16 protein-coding genes are annotated in these 15,154 nt (G+C 33.2%); 12 read left to right on the plus strand and 4 right to left on the minus strand.

The features are described 5' to 3' along the window. Window positions 1–593: 593 nt before the first annotated feature. Window positions 594–950, minus strand: a complete 357-nt coding sequence (locus tag MKY00_RS27835; RefSeq protein WP_000234699.1) for a winged helix-turn-helix transcriptional regulator — start codon at window positions 948–950, stop codon at window positions 594–596. A gap of 122 nt (window positions 951–1,072) precedes the next feature. Between MKY00_RS27835 and MKY00_RS27840 the strand changes: the two genes are divergently transcribed. The 9 genes from MKY00_RS27840 to MKY00_RS27880 all read left to right on the plus strand — a co-directional run bounded on the left by MKY00_RS27840 (window position 1,073) and on the right by MKY00_RS27880 (window position 10,242). Beyond that, the gene (locus MKY00_RS27840) at window positions 1,073–2,188 is read left to right on the plus strand and encodes an S-(hydroxymethyl)glutathione dehydrogenase/class III alcohol dehydrogenase (protein WP_341035494.1); all 1,116 of its coding nucleotides are present in this window, start codon (window positions 1,073–1,075) and stop codon (window positions 2,186–2,188) included. Between the two features lie 4 nt (window positions 2,189–2,192). Beyond that, window positions 2,193–3,026, plus strand: coding sequence for an S-formylglutathione hydrolase (fghA, locus tag MKY00_RS27845; protein WP_000053341.1), 834 nt, complete (start codon window positions 2,193–2,195; stop codon window positions 3,024–3,026). Window positions 3,027–3,192: 166 nt separating this feature from the next. After that, window positions 3,193–3,465, plus strand: coding sequence for a hypothetical protein (locus MKY00_RS27850; RefSeq protein WP_000264853.1), 273 nt, complete (start codon window positions 3,193–3,195; stop codon window positions 3,463–3,465). Between the two features lie 74 nt (window positions 3,466–3,539). Continuing rightward, entirely contained in the window at window positions 3,540–5,807 is a 2,268-nt protein-coding gene (gene gshAB, locus MKY00_RS27855) for a bifunctional glutamate--cysteine ligase GshA/glutathione synthetase GshB (RefSeq protein WP_000425292.1), read from the plus strand. A gap of 632 nt (window positions 5,808–6,439) precedes the next feature. Beyond that, window positions 6,440–6,790, plus strand: coding sequence for a hypothetical protein (locus MKY00_RS27860; protein ID WP_000149387.1), 351 nt, complete (start codon window positions 6,440–6,442; stop codon window positions 6,788–6,790). Between the two features lie 21 nt (window positions 6,791–6,811). After that, window positions 6,812–7,324 (plus strand): helix-turn-helix domain-containing protein, encoded by a 513-nt coding sequence (locus tag MKY00_RS27865; protein ID WP_001108536.1) that lies wholly within the window; start codon window positions 6,812–6,814, stop codon window positions 7,322–7,324. 564 nt (window positions 7,325–7,888) lie between these two features. Continuing rightward, window positions 7,889–8,044 (plus strand): hypothetical protein, encoded by a 156-nt coding sequence (locus tag MKY00_RS27870; RefSeq protein WP_000394774.1) that lies wholly within the window; start codon window positions 7,889–7,891, stop codon window positions 8,042–8,044. A 500-nt stretch (window positions 8,045–8,544) separates the two neighbouring features. Continuing rightward, window positions 8,545–9,777, plus strand: a complete 1,233-nt coding sequence (locus MKY00_RS27875) for a WXG100 family type VII secretion target (protein ID WP_000107149.1) — start codon at window positions 8,545–8,547, stop codon at window positions 9,775–9,777. 12 nt (window positions 9,778–9,789) lie between these two features. Next, window positions 9,790–10,242: an SMI1/KNR4 family protein gene (locus MKY00_RS27880; protein ID WP_000551584.1), complete on the plus strand. Its 453-nt coding sequence runs from the start codon at window positions 9,790–9,792 to the stop codon at window positions 10,240–10,242. A gap of 38 nt (window positions 10,243–10,280) precedes the next feature. Here MKY00_RS27880 and MKY00_RS27885 read toward each other — a convergent pair whose 3' ends face one another. Continuing rightward, window positions 10,281–10,661 carry a DUF4878 domain-containing protein gene (locus tag MKY00_RS27885; protein ID WP_000790787.1) on the minus strand — a complete coding sequence of 127 codons (381 nt, stop codon included), beginning with the start codon at window positions 10,659–10,661 and terminating at the stop codon, window positions 10,281–10,283. A gap of 928 nt (window positions 10,662–11,589) precedes the next feature. Here MKY00_RS27885 and MKY00_RS27890 point away from each other — a divergent pair. Then, window positions 11,590–12,069: a toll/interleukin-1 receptor domain-containing protein gene (locus tag MKY00_RS27890; protein ID WP_227599714.1), complete on the plus strand. Its 480-nt coding sequence runs from the start codon at window positions 11,590–11,592 to the stop codon at window positions 12,067–12,069. A 381-nt stretch (window positions 12,070–12,450) separates the two neighbouring features. After that, entirely contained in the window at window positions 12,451–12,816 is a 366-nt protein-coding gene (locus MKY00_RS27895) for a DUF3888 domain-containing protein (protein WP_000476435.1), read from the plus strand. Here the strand turns inward: MKY00_RS27895 and MKY00_RS27900 are convergent. Then, complete coding sequence (locus tag MKY00_RS27900) at window positions 12,813–13,124, minus strand: hypothetical protein (protein WP_000266556.1); 312 nt, start codon at window positions 13,122–13,124, stop codon at window positions 12,813–12,815. The two genes, MKY00_RS27895 and MKY00_RS27900, sit on opposite strands and share 4 nt — an antisense overlap. 508 nt (window positions 13,125–13,632) lie before the next feature. Continuing rightward, window positions 13,633–13,944, minus strand: a complete 312-nt coding sequence (locus tag MKY00_RS27905) for a hypothetical protein (RefSeq protein ID WP_016117881.1) — start codon at window positions 13,942–13,944, stop codon at window positions 13,633–13,635. Between the two features lie 343 nt (window positions 13,945–14,287). On the opposite strand from MKY00_RS27905, the gene MKY00_RS27910 reads away from it, so the two are divergent. Continuing rightward, complete coding sequence (locus tag MKY00_RS27910) at window positions 14,288–14,986, plus strand: DUF6037 family protein (RefSeq protein ID WP_016117882.1); 699 nt, start codon at window positions 14,288–14,290, stop codon at window positions 14,984–14,986. Window positions 14,987–15,154: the final 168 nt, after the last annotated feature.

A 15,154-nucleotide genomic window follows, 5' to 3' on the forward strand; every position in this document is an offset into this window, starting at 1 on the left:
AATAAATAAATCTTATTCAACCAAAGGGTGCTTTACTTGAGAAGGTCACTAGAAGAGTCAAATGATAACTATGAACTGCCCCAATTGCTAGGTTTTGTTTAACAATTGGGGCAGTTCATTTATAGCGCATAGGTAATCAGCTTTTTGTTAATCATGAGGTAGATATTTTTATCTAAAAACCCAACAATGGAAATATATTACAGCTTATGCCCCGTTTTTACACGTATCTCGGCTGAACCCCATCAACCTCTAAATTAATAACTACGCCAAAAGCTGATTTTCTTTAAGATAAGGAAATCAGCTTTTTCTTTGTAAAATATTTTTTAATACAGGAAAACCGGATTTTTATTTTCCATAAAATTTATTAACGTGGGTTTTATGTCATTTGGTTGGCGGGACCCCTTAGAGTAGGAAATTCGGCTCATTTTATGTCGAAATTTACTTAGCGTATATTTTCGTTAATTATCTTAACTAGTCGTTACGTATGACTTTACAGCATTCGATGCAAAGTTATCGGTTTTTTGTATGCAAATTTATGGATTAAGTCATACAATTACGCACTATTTTTAATGAATCGATATTTACTTGTTTCTTCAACTAAGTTCGTCCGAATCTTTTTCTACAAAATCACTAAAGTCATCTCCCCAATCACAGATGGCTGTTACAACATTCTCTAGTTGATGACCAATTTCACTAAGTTCATACTCAACCTTAGGAGGCACTACGGGGTATACACATCGAGTAATTATTTTATCGTCTTCTAATTCTCTTAATTGTCTAATCAACATACGTTGATTAACTTCAGGCAGCTTTTTTTGTATTTCACTTAATCTTAATGGCGAACGTTGTAACAAACACCATATAATTGCTATTTTCCAACGCCCTCCTATCACAGATAAAGCTAAATCTTTTCCAGTGAAAAATTCCTTGTCCTTATAATGAATAACCATAATTTTTGACCTTCCTCTCGCGAAAAAAATGTTTATAGTGACAAATTTGTCAGTATTGTAATTAAAATTATAAAGTGTAATCTTAGTGGTGTAAACAATAAAAAAAGAAAGTAGGGATTCAATTGAAAAGTAGAGCTGCTGTTGCATTTAAGCCAGGGGAGCCACTTCAAATCGTAGAAATCGATGTAGAAGAGCCAAAAGCAAAAGAGGTATTAGTAAAAATACTATATACTTCTGTCTGTCATACAGATGCTTTTACATTATCAGGTGACGACCCAGAAGGAGTATTTCCTGCTGTATTAGGCCATGAAGGTGCTGGTGTTGTCGTTTCAGTAGGTGATGAAGTTACTTCAGTAAAACCTGGGGATCATGTTATTCCACTATATACACCTGAATGTGGAGAATGTAAATTCTGTCGTTCTGGTAAAACAAACCTATGTAGTGCTGTACGAGAAACACAAGGTAAAGGTTTAATGCCTGATGGAACAACTCGCTTCTCTTATAATGGAGAGCCCCTTTATCATTACATGGGAACTAGTACATTCAGTGAATATACAGTTGTTAATGAGATTAACTTAGCGAAAATCGCTGAAAACGCTCCGTTAGATAAAGTTGCTTTATTAGGATGTGGTGTGACTACAGGTATTGGTGCTGTACACAACACTGCAAAAGTTGAAGAAGGAGCTGTAACAGCTGTATTTGGTTTAGGAGCGATTGGATTAGCAGCTATTCAAGGATTGGTTCAAGCAAAAGCAAGCCGAATTATTGCAGTTGACCTGAATCCCCAAAAATGGGAACTCGCTAAAAAAATGGGAGCGACTGATTTTGTGAATCCTGCAGATTATGATCGCCCAATTCAAGAAGTTATAGTCGAAATGACAGATGGTGGCGTGGATTATAGCTTCGAATGTATTGGTAATGTTGAAGTAATGAAATCCGCTCTTGAAGCATGTCATAAAGGTTGGGGCGAAAGTATTATTATCGGAGTAGCTGGTGCTGGTAAAGAAATCCATACTCGTCCATTCCAATTAGTAACGGGCCGAGTATGGCGTGGATCAGCCTTTGGTGGAGTTAAAGGAAGATCTGAACTTCCAGAAATGGTCGAAGATTATATGCATGGTGATATTGATTTAGATTCATTTATTACTCATCATTTAGAATTTAAAGACATCAATGCGGCATTTGACTTATTACACAAAGGTGAATCCATTCGTACGATTTTAACTTACGGAGAGTGAGATAATGAGTCTTAAATGTATTGAACAACATCGTTCTTTCGAAGGAGAGCAACGTAAGTATAGCCATTATTCCGAAGTCTTGCAATGTGATATGAAATTTAGTATCTACTTACCATCAAATAAAGAAAAGAAAAAAATTCCACTTATATGGTGGTTATCTGGTTTAACTTGTACAGATGATAATTTTAGTCAAAAAAGTGGATTTCAACGTTTGGCTGAAAAACATCAAGTTGCAGTGATTATGCCAGATACTTCACCACGTGGAGAATACGTTTCTGATGTTGCAGCATGGGATCTTGGACAAGGGGCAGGTTTTTATTTAAATGCTACCCAGGATCCTTGGGCACAGCATTATAAAATGTATTCGTATATCGTAGATGAATTAACATCCATTGCTTCGACTATAGTACCTAATTTTTCAGGTGAAGAAAGCATAATGGGGCATTCAATGGGAGGACATGGGGCTTTAGTGATCGGTTTGAAAAATGCTAAGAGATTCAAAGCGGTTTCTGCTTTTTCTCCAATCTTAACTCCTAGTCAAGTACCATGGGGAATAAATGCTTTCACCTCTTATTTAGGTGAAGACAAAGATTCTTGGAAAGAATGGGATGCTTCAGAATTAATTAAAGAAGCTACTATTCCACCAATTCTTATTATGCAAGGTAGTCAAGACGAGTTTTATCCGAAACAATTGGAAGAACATATTTTCTTAGAGAACGCTCAAAAAAATAGTCAAATGGTAACTTATAAAAAAATGGAGGGCTATGATCATAGCTACTTCTTTATTTCCACTTTCTTAAATGAGCATTTCTCTTTCCATATGAAGTATTTAAGATGATTCTTATTTACAACAATACCCACTTCCAATGGCATATGAAGTATTTAAGTTTACAGCAAAATATAGTAACAAAAGTATCCGCATGTAGAGATGTGGGTGCTTTTGATTGTTATATTTTGTCATATTATATAGTTTGTAAAAACAAATAAATTGGGAGGAAGAGTTCATGTGGATTAAAAAAATGTTATTTAATTACCGTGTTAAACCATCCTTATTAAAATCTCGTTATGAGATTGAAAAGGAAAATCGACAAGTTGACTTATTTGAAAGTTCAACTGAAACGTCTAAACCGTTTTCGATAAGAGATACAAGATCATATATTCAGCCTAATACTAAAACATTAGAAGACATGATTAATTACTTAGCAGCTATTCGTGAAATCCCTTCTCTTTCCGTGGATAAGAATAAAATGCTTTGGCCATTAATATCCAAATGCTAAATTCAAAAAAATAATGGTTATAATTTTAGCTATTTCTATATCAAATATTTGAGTTGATGGGAGGTACAGTTTGTATGGAAATGAAAAAAATGTTAAACAATGACCGTATTAAACCATATTTATTAAAAGCACGTTTTGGAGTTGAAAAAGAAAGTCAACGAGTTGACCTATCAGGAAGTTTAGCTAAAACGGAACATCCCAAAAGTATTTCAGTAAGAGATGAACATCCTTATATTCAGCGAGATTTCTCTGAAACACAAATGGAATTAATCACACCAGTTACTGAGACACTAGGAGATTTATTTAATTATTTAGCAGCTATCCATGATGTTGCCTATCGTTCTATGGGAAATAACGAAATGCTTTGGCCATTAAGCATGCCACCACAGTTGCCCGAAAAAGAAGAAGATATTGTTATTGCGAAACTTAATAATCATGAAAATGTTTTATATCGTCGATATTTATCTAATTCTTATGGTCGACGAAAACAAATGATTAGTGGTATTCATTACAATTTTGAATTTAGCGATAATTTGATTCAGGCATTATTTGAATTACAATCAGAAATAAAAGATTATCATCAATTTAAAACAGAAATTTATCTGAAAGTCACAAGGAATTATTTACACTATCGATGGTTAATAACTTATTTCTTCGGTGCTTCTCCTAGTAGTGAAAAGAATTTCTTTGAAATAAATCCTTTAAATGACGCCGTAAGAAGCATTAGAAATAGTAAATATGGTTATAGTAATGAAAATGATGTTCAAGTATCCTATAGTAGTTTACAGAACTATATATCTGATCTTTCTTCGCTGGTAAGTAAAGGGGTTTTATTAGAAGAAAAAGAATTTTATGCATCTGTCCGTTTAAGGGGCGGTCCTCAAGTTTCAGATTTAAAAAATCATGGGATTCGTTATATTGAATTAAGAAACCTAGATTTAAATCCTTTTGAAACATATGGAATTAGCCATGAACAAGCAGAATTTCTACATCTTTTCCTCATCTATTTACTCTGGATTGATCAAGACGATAATAATGATGAATGGGTAAAAATCGGTGATTTTCAAAATAATTTAGTGGCTCTTGAACATCCGTTAGAACATACGCAATTTAAAACAGATGCTGAGCGTATTATTGATGAGATGGAACATTTAACAGGGCTGTTAGACATAACTGTTTCGAATACCTTATTTGTTAACTTGAGAGAAATGCTAACAGATCCAAGTAAGACTTTAGCTGGAAGACTTTATAAAGAGATTATAAAAAGTAGTCAAAGTCAGGTAGCTTCCCGTATTGCTAAAGAAAATTATAAAAAAGCATGGGATAAACCATATCAACTATCAGGATTTACTGACATGGAGTTGTCTACACAAATTTTAATGTTTGATGCTATTCAACAAGGATTACAAGTAGACGTTTTAGATCGACAAGATCAATTTTTAAAACTACAGTTAGGAAATCATGTTGAATATGTGAAAAATGGGAATATGACAAGTAAAGATAGTTATATATCACCATTAATTATGGAAAATAAAACAGTAACAAAGAAAATTCTTCAACAGCATGGATTTCGTGTACCAATAGGTGAGGAATTTAGTGATATAGAAAAAGCCTTACGTTCCTATGATATATTTGCAGGAAAGCCTTTTGTCGTTAAACCAAAAACAACAAATTATGGTTTAGGAATATCTATCTTTAAAGAAAACGGAGCAAGTTACGAAGACTATCAAAAAGCACTCACAATAGCATTTAAAGAGGACTCATCAGTATTAATAGAAGAATTTATTAATGGAACAGAATATCGATTTTTTGTGCTAGATGGCAAAGTTTCTGCCGTTTTATTACGAATTCCAGCCAATGTTATAGGAGACGGTTCACATACGATTGAAGAGTTAGTCGCTCAAAAGAACCTGAATTCATTAAGAGGAATGGACCATAGAACACCTTTAGAAAATATACAATTAGGTGAATTAGAGGTCCTAATGCTTAAAGCTCAAGGGTATCGAAAAGATTCTATTCCAACAAGTGATGAAATTGTTTTTCTGCGAGAAAATTCTAATGTCAGTACAGGTGGAGACTCAATTGATATGACAGATCAAATTCCCGATGATTATAAGAAAATTGCCGTAGATGCTGTGTCGGCACTTGGAGCAAATATTAGTGGTATGGATTTGATTATTGAAAATACAGAATTTCCTGCAGCTAATAAAAATGCTTATGGAATTATTGAGGCAAACTTTAATCCATCGATGTATATGCATATATATCCGTATAAAGGCAAATCCAGACGTTTGACCATCTGTATATTACATTATTTATTCCCTGAACTACCAAAAAAATAATTTAGAAGTCTTCGAGATGTTAGAGGGATTAGTATAAAAATTGTAAATGATGTAACAAGAGGAGACATTACTTTTTAATTAATTGGGATCTCTCAGAGGTCCCAATTTAAATTATTATTTTAGAAACAGGCGTATGAGAAATGGGTTATTGGAATGCAAGTTTGAATAAGATAAAATAGGGGAATATCAGAGGGAAATTTAGAAAGGTATTTTGACTTATTTGGTCAATCAAGAGCAAGTCAAAAAGGGATACAGACGAGATATACATGTTATCTATACTTAGGAGTAAAAACCTTAATTTAATAAGAGTTTTACATTGAATACATGTAAACAATTTGTTTGACAACGATCCTTGCAACATCGAAGTCTACAACCGTTCGTTGCCCTCAAGGTAACGGACGCGCCTTAAGGAGCTCTTAAGAGACACGGTTTATCCAAGCAAGGTTATTCGATACCTTCTCATTGCACTACCTTGAATACATTAAATACATAATTTATTGTGGTATAAAATGAAATGTTTAAATATATATTTTCAGCTTATTATTTAACGTTTCTATTTAGATAATGTATAATGGAAATGTTTAATTGATTTTTTTGTACATTTCAATCCAAATGCGGTAGGAGGAGATTTTTTGACTCATCTTCGTCTGAAAATTTTACATGAAATCCATAATTTAGAAAGCACCCATTGTTCAATTTGCCCTCTGAACAACCTATCAGTGAATTGTACAGATGAGCAAGAACAGGCAAAACAGAGAAACTACAAACATTGTAAAGGATGTCCCATTTTTGATTCCATCCGAGAGAAAGGAGAGCAATTGAATTCTTTATCGAAAAAGAGTACATTTAATAAGGTACGAGAACGTTATATGGAAAATCCATTTAAGTACCTGCAGTATAAGGAGTATTCAATCACAGATGTAGTAAAAGAAACAGGTTTAACAAAATATCAACTAAGAAAGTTTAAACAACAGCTAGAATGAAAGTTTCGGATGAGGTGAGAAATGAACTATTTATCTTTAGAAGAGGCATGCGATAGAGTAGGTTTAACCAAAAATCAATTAGGCTATTTAGTTAAGTATAAACACATCGAACCTATTAATTTGGCTACCTGGAAAGCAGATGGTGGATATCGTTTTGAGCAAGAAGATGTAAAAAAGTTAGAGGAGTTATACAAAGACTCTTTAACATTAAAAGAAGCAGCTGAATTTCTAAATAAATCTAAGACTTACGTTCATAATGCAGCTAAAGATGGGATATTGCCCTTTAAAGAGATTGATAAAGGGAAATCTACTGAACGATTATACTTGAAAAAGGATTTGGAAATTTTCAAAGAAAGAATTGAAAATAGATCAAAGGAGAAATTAAAAGAAAAAAAGCAGCATTTAAGCCTATACCTTGATGAAAAAGTTTTAGAAGCAATAAAGAAAAAGGCTGAAAAGAAAGGATATAATGGCTACAAGAAGTTTGCTGAAGACATTTTATCCGCCGAAGTAAAAGAAGACATAGAAGAATAGAATTCCCAAAGAGGATAGACTCCAAAAAAACGAAAAAACGTTACAAGGGGTCTATTTCCGTTTTTAAGAGGTTTTTTAACCGTTGAATATAATTGTATTAACTGATTCGCTATTGATTATTAGAGAGGAATTTGAGAGGTCGTTTTTTACGTCAACTTCTATATAAATTACTAAAATTTCTAAAATAGGTTTTATATAAATGTAAAGTTAATAAAAGGAAATTAAGAGTTGATTTTAAAGGAGGTTTATTTTAGATGAAAAAAGAGTACAAAAAGAAATGAGAAACGCAATTAAAAATGAACCTATTAATAGGTTGAGTACAAAGCTTTATATGAAATTTACAAGATAAAAAAATCAAACATTTAAGTTTACATATTTTAATTATAGTAAACTAATTTCTTGTTAAACTCTTAAACTATAAGATTATGATTAGGCTTCAATTGGACGAATTTGCTATTTTAGAGTGTAGAAGTATGGTAAAATAGAAGTATAACTGTATATCGTGTGAAGGTGGGCTTGTTATTATCCCTTCTTTCCATTCGGAAGGAAAGGGGGTGATATAACATGGAATTTTTGTTTGAACTTTTAAAAGAAATTGCAAGAGCAGTTGTGCGTGAGGTTTCAGCATATGCACTGAAAAAGCAATTTGAAAAAAAAGACAACAAAAAACCCTCGCTTCACCGACCAAAGTTCAAGCGTGGGCCTAAAAGAAAAAGATAATGCATAATAACAACCACCTTGACAGTAGCAGTTATAAGGCGAGATGTTGACAGCATCTCGTCTTTTTTAGTTTATGCAATTCAGTTAAGTACTATACTTTATATATATTGGATATGCATTCAATATATATCTAATCTACAGTAAACATACCATATTTTTATTTTTTGGTCAACGTTTGGTAATATAAGGGGCTAAATAAAGAAGTATATACATTAATTCATAATACAGGCGATAAGAAAAAATAACTGTGGTTTTATAGAGAAGGGGTAGCTTGATCTGCGTACAATGTACAACCAAAATCAGAATAAATTTTAATGTTGTATTTAATATAAAATAAAACATATTTATCACGAAAAACAGCCCATTCCTTATTAGGAACTGGGTCTTTTTTGTAAGGCGAAATATTCTCGCTTTTAGAAATGGATATTTTCAAATGGTAACTATTCATGAAATAATGATATGTTATAATTTTCATAATATACACGAAAAGAAGGGATGGAATGAGCACACAAATTAAAGTAACACCGGAACAATTAGAACAAGCTGCTAAAACCGTAAAAAATACGAAATCATCATTAGAATATTTACATAAAGATTTATACTCTCAAACTGAATATATAGCTTCACAGTGGAGCGGAGCAAGCAGTGATCGTTTCTATCAGATGTTTAATGAAGCAAAGCCAATGATGTTTAACATTTTGCAAGAATTAGATAAAATCGCAATAGAATTAGATCGTGCAGCTGTTAAATTCAGAGAAGCGGATGAATTGTATGGTGGAAATTTAGTTGACTCTGACATTCAAGAAGGAGGCATGTGTGGTAAACTCCCTCCAAAATCAGAAGAGTCATTTTTGAACAAAAAGGATTTAAATGCTGCGTGGACTGGTATTTCTACTGGGTTTGTAGATGGTGCAGTGGATGCCTGGGAAGGACTAATATCCTTAGGTGATAAAGAAACCTGGTTAAATATGCGAGATGCGATTGTAAACTATGATGAAACTATTCCTGCTGCGTTGAATGCTCTATCTGATTCATTTGTAAACAATTTTTGGAATGGAGATATGGAAAGTAGAGAGCATTATGTATCTTATGGTGTAGCAACGCTAGGACTCGGGCTTCTGGGGGATAAGGGTCTTAGTAAAGCAGGACAAGCGGGGAAGGTAGCTGCAATTACAGGTATTAACAAAGGGAAATCACTTGTAATTAATTCTCCTGCTTATAGGAATGCATTGCATATATTAAATAACTATGAGTTCAAAGGTGGTAAATACCTTTCATATGCGGGAATTGGTAGCACACATCAATATTTACAGAAAGCGGCCACCTATACTTATGAAGGTAAAAATGGTCCAAAGACAATTAGGTTAAGAATGGGTGAATTAGCTGGCGATAAACATCCAGTTTCAGGTATACCATATGACTTAAAGGGATTCCCTATTTTCGATGCTTTTGCTGAAGTAAAATTAAAAGAAGTTGACTTTAAAAAATCAAGACCTACTCATGATAGAATATGTAATAAACTGTTATACGAACAGATATTAGAAGATCCCAAACTTGCTGCTAAATTTACTGCAGAGGAAGTTGAATTATTTAAAAATGGTCAGAAACCCAAAACATATACATGGCATCACCATCAGGACACAGGCAGAATGCAGCTTGTAGACGCGAAATTGCATAAGCAGACTGGTCACACGGGTGGGTATAACATCTGGGGTAAAGACGGAGAAAAATAGGGAGGTTTATTAATGCATAACATTGTATGGGTCGGTGTAAGTAAAGAAAAGGTTACAGATTATGAAATCGAACAAGTAGAAAAATATTTAAACATTAAACTACCTAATGATTTTATTGAATGTGTGAAAGAATACGATGGAGGTTACCCTCGGCCTAAAATATTTGATGTACCAGGACAAGATGAAAATGTATTCAATGATTTATTGACCTTCCATATGGAAGATGAGTATTCAATTATTAAAAATTACGAAGATGTAAAAGAAGAATTATTAGATAACATATATCCTTTCGCAAATGACCCTTTTGGGAATTTCTTATGCTTTGACTACCGTAACAATCCCACATCACCAACAATCGTATTTTGGGATCATGAAGAAGAGGACATGGAAAAAGCAATACATCCTGTTTGCTCAACATTTACAGAATTGCTTGCAAGTCTACGTGATTTCGAAGAAGAAAATTGAGGAAACTAAAAAACGGTCTAGAATTCTAGACCGTTTTTTTATGATTTACTAATTTTCCAACCATCATCCGTTTTCTCAAGCTCAATTACGATTACTTTTTTAGGATTACCTTTGTATACAGCATCAACAGTTACTGTAGCAATTTCATTTTTCTCTTCGACTTTTCGAATCTTATAGCTTTTAAGGTCTTCACTAATTGATTTCATTAATTCTGCATTTCCGCCAATAAAACCAACTATTTTTTTTGCTTCTGGAGTGAATAACTCACCAAAATCTTTAACATTTCCTTCTTTTGCATCCTCGAAATACGCTGTAGCAACTTCTTCAGGATCACGATTATTTCCACATGCTGCAAGTGTTGTAACTGATAAAGCCATTACCACTATTAACATGATCATACGCATAAATTTGTTCTTCATTTAAACCGCTCCTTACATATAACTTAATTTCAACTCGCAAAAAGAGCTAAATCACTTGTATAAGTATATAATAATTAAAATTATAAAACTATATATTTATAGATAATGTTTTAATAATATTCAAATCAAAAAAAGCGAATAAGGTGAGGGAAAATCTACCTATTATCATAGTATTGATTTCTATTATATACATCAGTATAATAACGTCAGTGCATGCTCTGATTAGTCAGCGTTATATTGGGTTAAAGAGACGACATTCATTTTTAAAATCATAAAATCCGATTCATTTATCTTTTCTTGAAGATTTACAGCGTATATATGAGCAGAATTGTTGTAGATTTGGAATAAAGTTTGATTATTTTAATGCCCCTTATTTCACTAAAGCCCCATTTAATTTAATAAGAAGAGTATCGCTTCTTCAACAATCGCGCCCGATAATAAAAGAACATGATAGTGACTACTGCCTTTTTCTCGTTAAACTAATGTTTCCCGTTAGCGTGGCATGAATGAAAATAGAAAATTACGCATATTCGTTCTCTTTTCTAAACATCCAATGCCCTGAGTCCAAATTCACAGGAAAGGTAGAAACAATATGCTCTCAAGACAAGAATTACATACCCTCCATGATAAAAGGTAGGGCATCTCAAATCTTATGTATTTTATTGGTGAAAAATGATATAATTTGTAAGAATATTCATTCAATTAGGGAGGTAGAAACATGGTTAGATGTACAGCTCCAGTAAGGGGACATAGCTCAGCGAGTGCCGCAGCCAATTGTCCAGCATGCAGAGGAGGGCGTTATGGCGGCTACAACTCGTATTCATCGTCATCTTACTCCTCGTCCCTGACAAGTGGGGGCAGCCGAAGCAGCGGAGGAAGTTCTGTACGCAGTTCAAAACCGAGCTGGTCAGGAAAAGGTTCACCCATATTGTACACGCTTGAACAAGTTCGGACGCTTACACCAGTCCGCAACAACGTCGAAATCCTGGCAAATCAGCCTGACCTTCGGGATGTCTTCCTCTGCCATGCGTGGGACGACCGGAAAGGGGCAGCCAAGGATCTGCACGATCTACTTGAGTCACATGGTGTCTCCGTCTGGTTCAGCGAGAAAGACGTTGGACTCGGTGTGCCGTTGCTTCGTGCCATCGACAAAGGCTTAGCGAACTCACGAGTTGGGATTGTGCTGGTGACTCCTGCGATGCTACGCCGCCTCCCTACAGAGGGTATTGCCGACAAAGAACTTTCGGCACTCCTCGCAGGTGAGCGGCTCGTTCCGATTGTGCACAATACAACATATGAAGCGCTCCGCGAAGTCAGTCCCTTACTCGGATCACGAAGCGGTCTGAACACTTCAGAAGAGTCAATGGCAGAAGTAGCGGCCAAGCTTGCAGAGCTAGTCGCCCTCTAATATCTATTGGTCTACCGAAATTTGCTTTTTAGATGAGGCTATATTGACTCGGTTACTTGGCGAACGCTTTGTACCAATATTTAAAACCTAATGCAATTGCATTGGGTTTTTTCTTTGTCGGAAATAGAATGAAATTTTCACCAACTGACAGCTACGAACTAAACTCCCCTGTTAGTTGCATAAGAAAGTTTGAATAACAGAATTTCTGATCAAAATTTATTTTAATAACACCAAAAAGTATAAAAGGAAAGAGTAGTTAAGATAAGTGCAAAACTGGTCGTAATTTACATTGATATTTGATTAAAAATATTACAAATGAATAATTCATTATTTTTTTGTGCACTCTAATCGATATTATACAATGAGTTTGGAGTCGATTTTATGTTTAAACGGAAACTGTTAATGGTATTTTGTGGTTTTTTAATACTGGTTTTATTTAAATCTCCAATAGAAGGAAAGGCAGAAAATATACTCAATAAAGATTTTTATGATTCTTATAATACTTTATTAGCTCCTTACGCAAGTAAAACTATCCGAAGTAAACTTGGACCAGATCATCAGTATAGTTTAACGGATGCAAAAATTATAAAGATTGAGCGACCCCAAAAATATACTTTTACCTTTATTGTAGTAGCTAAATATAAAACATATACCAACGCTCACAATCCACCTAATCATGTTGTAACAATTACTTATAATGTTAGTCCAAGCGGGGTAACAGTTATTAATTTTCAACAAGAAAATTAATAACTAGAGTAGCTGATTGGTTGTTTACCGAAATTGACTGCATTATTATAATTACTAGTATTAGATACTCCAAAATAAATATCAAACCAATTGTATGTTATATCCCTTGTGCAATATACATCTCCCATATCTTCCACTACAAATGTGTTCTTTGCAGTACCATTAGGCATAGCTAGTATTGATAATAGTCCCTTTTGGAAATCTAGTCCCAGAGCAAACATTGCCACATGTATATGGATGCACTGCAGCGGTAACATATTGACGTGGTGTTGTACCATGATAAGTTTTCTTACCTGAAGCAGCCACATATGCTGTTACAACCTCATTTTTATAATTAGCAAGTAGCTCCTTCCCTTCTATAGTTACAGTTTCATTACTTTCATTTAGATTAGTTTCTGCCAAGGAGCTAACCGGCAAGGCAAAGAGTGTTACAAGTGAAAAAAAGTAATAATAGATTTTCTCAATTTGATATCCCCCTTAAAAAAACTAATATAACAACGTAATTTGTCACCTCCTTTAATTAATTAACCTGCGTCCTGCCTAGATAGTTACCTGTCACTCCATCTAAAAATATCTCTTCTTCTTTTTGATTTTTACTGCCTATAATTGATAAAAATATATTATTCTCCTCTTTAAAAAGTCTAAAATGATATCCTTTAGCAACCATATTTTGTCCAGGTAGTAATGCAAAATCTTGTATTGCTTTCTCTACTGCTGTGTTACTGTCAATTTTAATTTCTTCATTTTTAATAGTTGGTTCATTTAATTCTTCTATTACAGATGCCTTTTTTAATTTACTTTTCTCTATTGAGACTATTAATCGTTTTTTTCATTTAATAAACCAAGAATCATGTTCCAATTTTCTTTTTTTCCATTTTGACCACTATTTTCTCCATCCTCAATACTTCCGATATATATTAATTCACATGCATCATCTATTTTCCTCGCTTCCTTTAGTCCTAATTGATAAGCTTGAAACATCGTAATCCCATCTTGTTTTCCATAATTATTTTTTGTTACTTTTGTAGAGAAAGGAATATCAGTATGTGTATTATTGAAATGTGAAAGAACAAAAATAGAGGAACTAATAACAATAAATAGTAATAATAAAAACATGATTTTTTTCAAAGAATCACTTCCGTTTTTATAAAGTTATTTCTATCAAAATTCTCCACAGTCCTTCTAATTATTCCAAAAAAACTCAGATATTTTTATATTAGTTTCCTAACAGATGCCTCACCTTAATATAGAAAGAACAACTGATTTCATGTCCACTTCACCTATTACATAATCTAACTAAATTAAACATACTTATGTACTTGTCCTGTTACTAAAATGGAGGGATTAATGTATAGCATTGATAGCCGATGCAGCACAAGTGTTGAAAAAATTCCTAATTATACGATACAATAAAAAGGTACACGTAATTACTAAAAAATAAGTATATTTAATTTACGGAAGGGGAATTAGCATGGGAGGAATCTTTAAACTAGGAAGATTGTTTTCTTTATCAGAAGATATGTTACGACATAAAATTGATTACCAGGTTGTAAATGGAATACGCTATAAAAACAATTTAGAAATATGTGCAATTTTCAAGTATGATTATAAAGATATAAATAATAAGATAAAGTATGATGAAATTACAAATAAAATATATACATTGGGCTTATTTAAAAGAGGAACTAGAGAATTTTTGGAATTACCATTAGAATACGAAATTAAAGGGGAATATAAGTCATTTACATTACCATTAGTAGGACCAAACGCTAGTTTATACAAAGACCTTTGCAAATTCTTAGAAATTGATTATGCAAAAAACGGTCCTTTTAAACCACTAGATTTTTTCAAGGCTCTACATAACGCTATTCCAACAAAAGCTAGTATTAAATTTAAAGATAGATTGGCTTGTTCATATTCATATTCATATCCTACCAGTAAAGATAATGAGCAAGAAAAAATTTATTTTCGCAGTTTCCTTAATAATGATCTAAATGGAAATAAACGGAGTTTAGAAAATAAAGCGAAGACAGAAAAACTTTTACCAGATGCTCATAAGGTTATTGGTACAAGGAATATTTCCGTATGTTTCACGCATACACCAAAAGATGAGCAAAAAGAAAAAGAAGAGATTGCGTCTAAATTTAATGAACTCCAAACTCAAATTTAGTTTAAAAGAACCAGGCATAAATTGCCCGGTTCTTTATATATTTTTTGAAGAATATATTTTATATGTAATTCTCAAATATGGACCAACTGAACATGAAAAAATAACCAACTTTAAAATTTGAGGAACGTTCCTTCAAATGTATATTATATTAAGAACGCAAAAGAGCCA

The organism is Bacillus sp. FSL R9-9834 (genome assembly GCF_038006905.1).
Classification (GTDB): Bacteria; Bacillota; Bacilli; order Bacillales; family Bacillaceae_G; genus Bacillus_A; species Bacillus_A pacificus.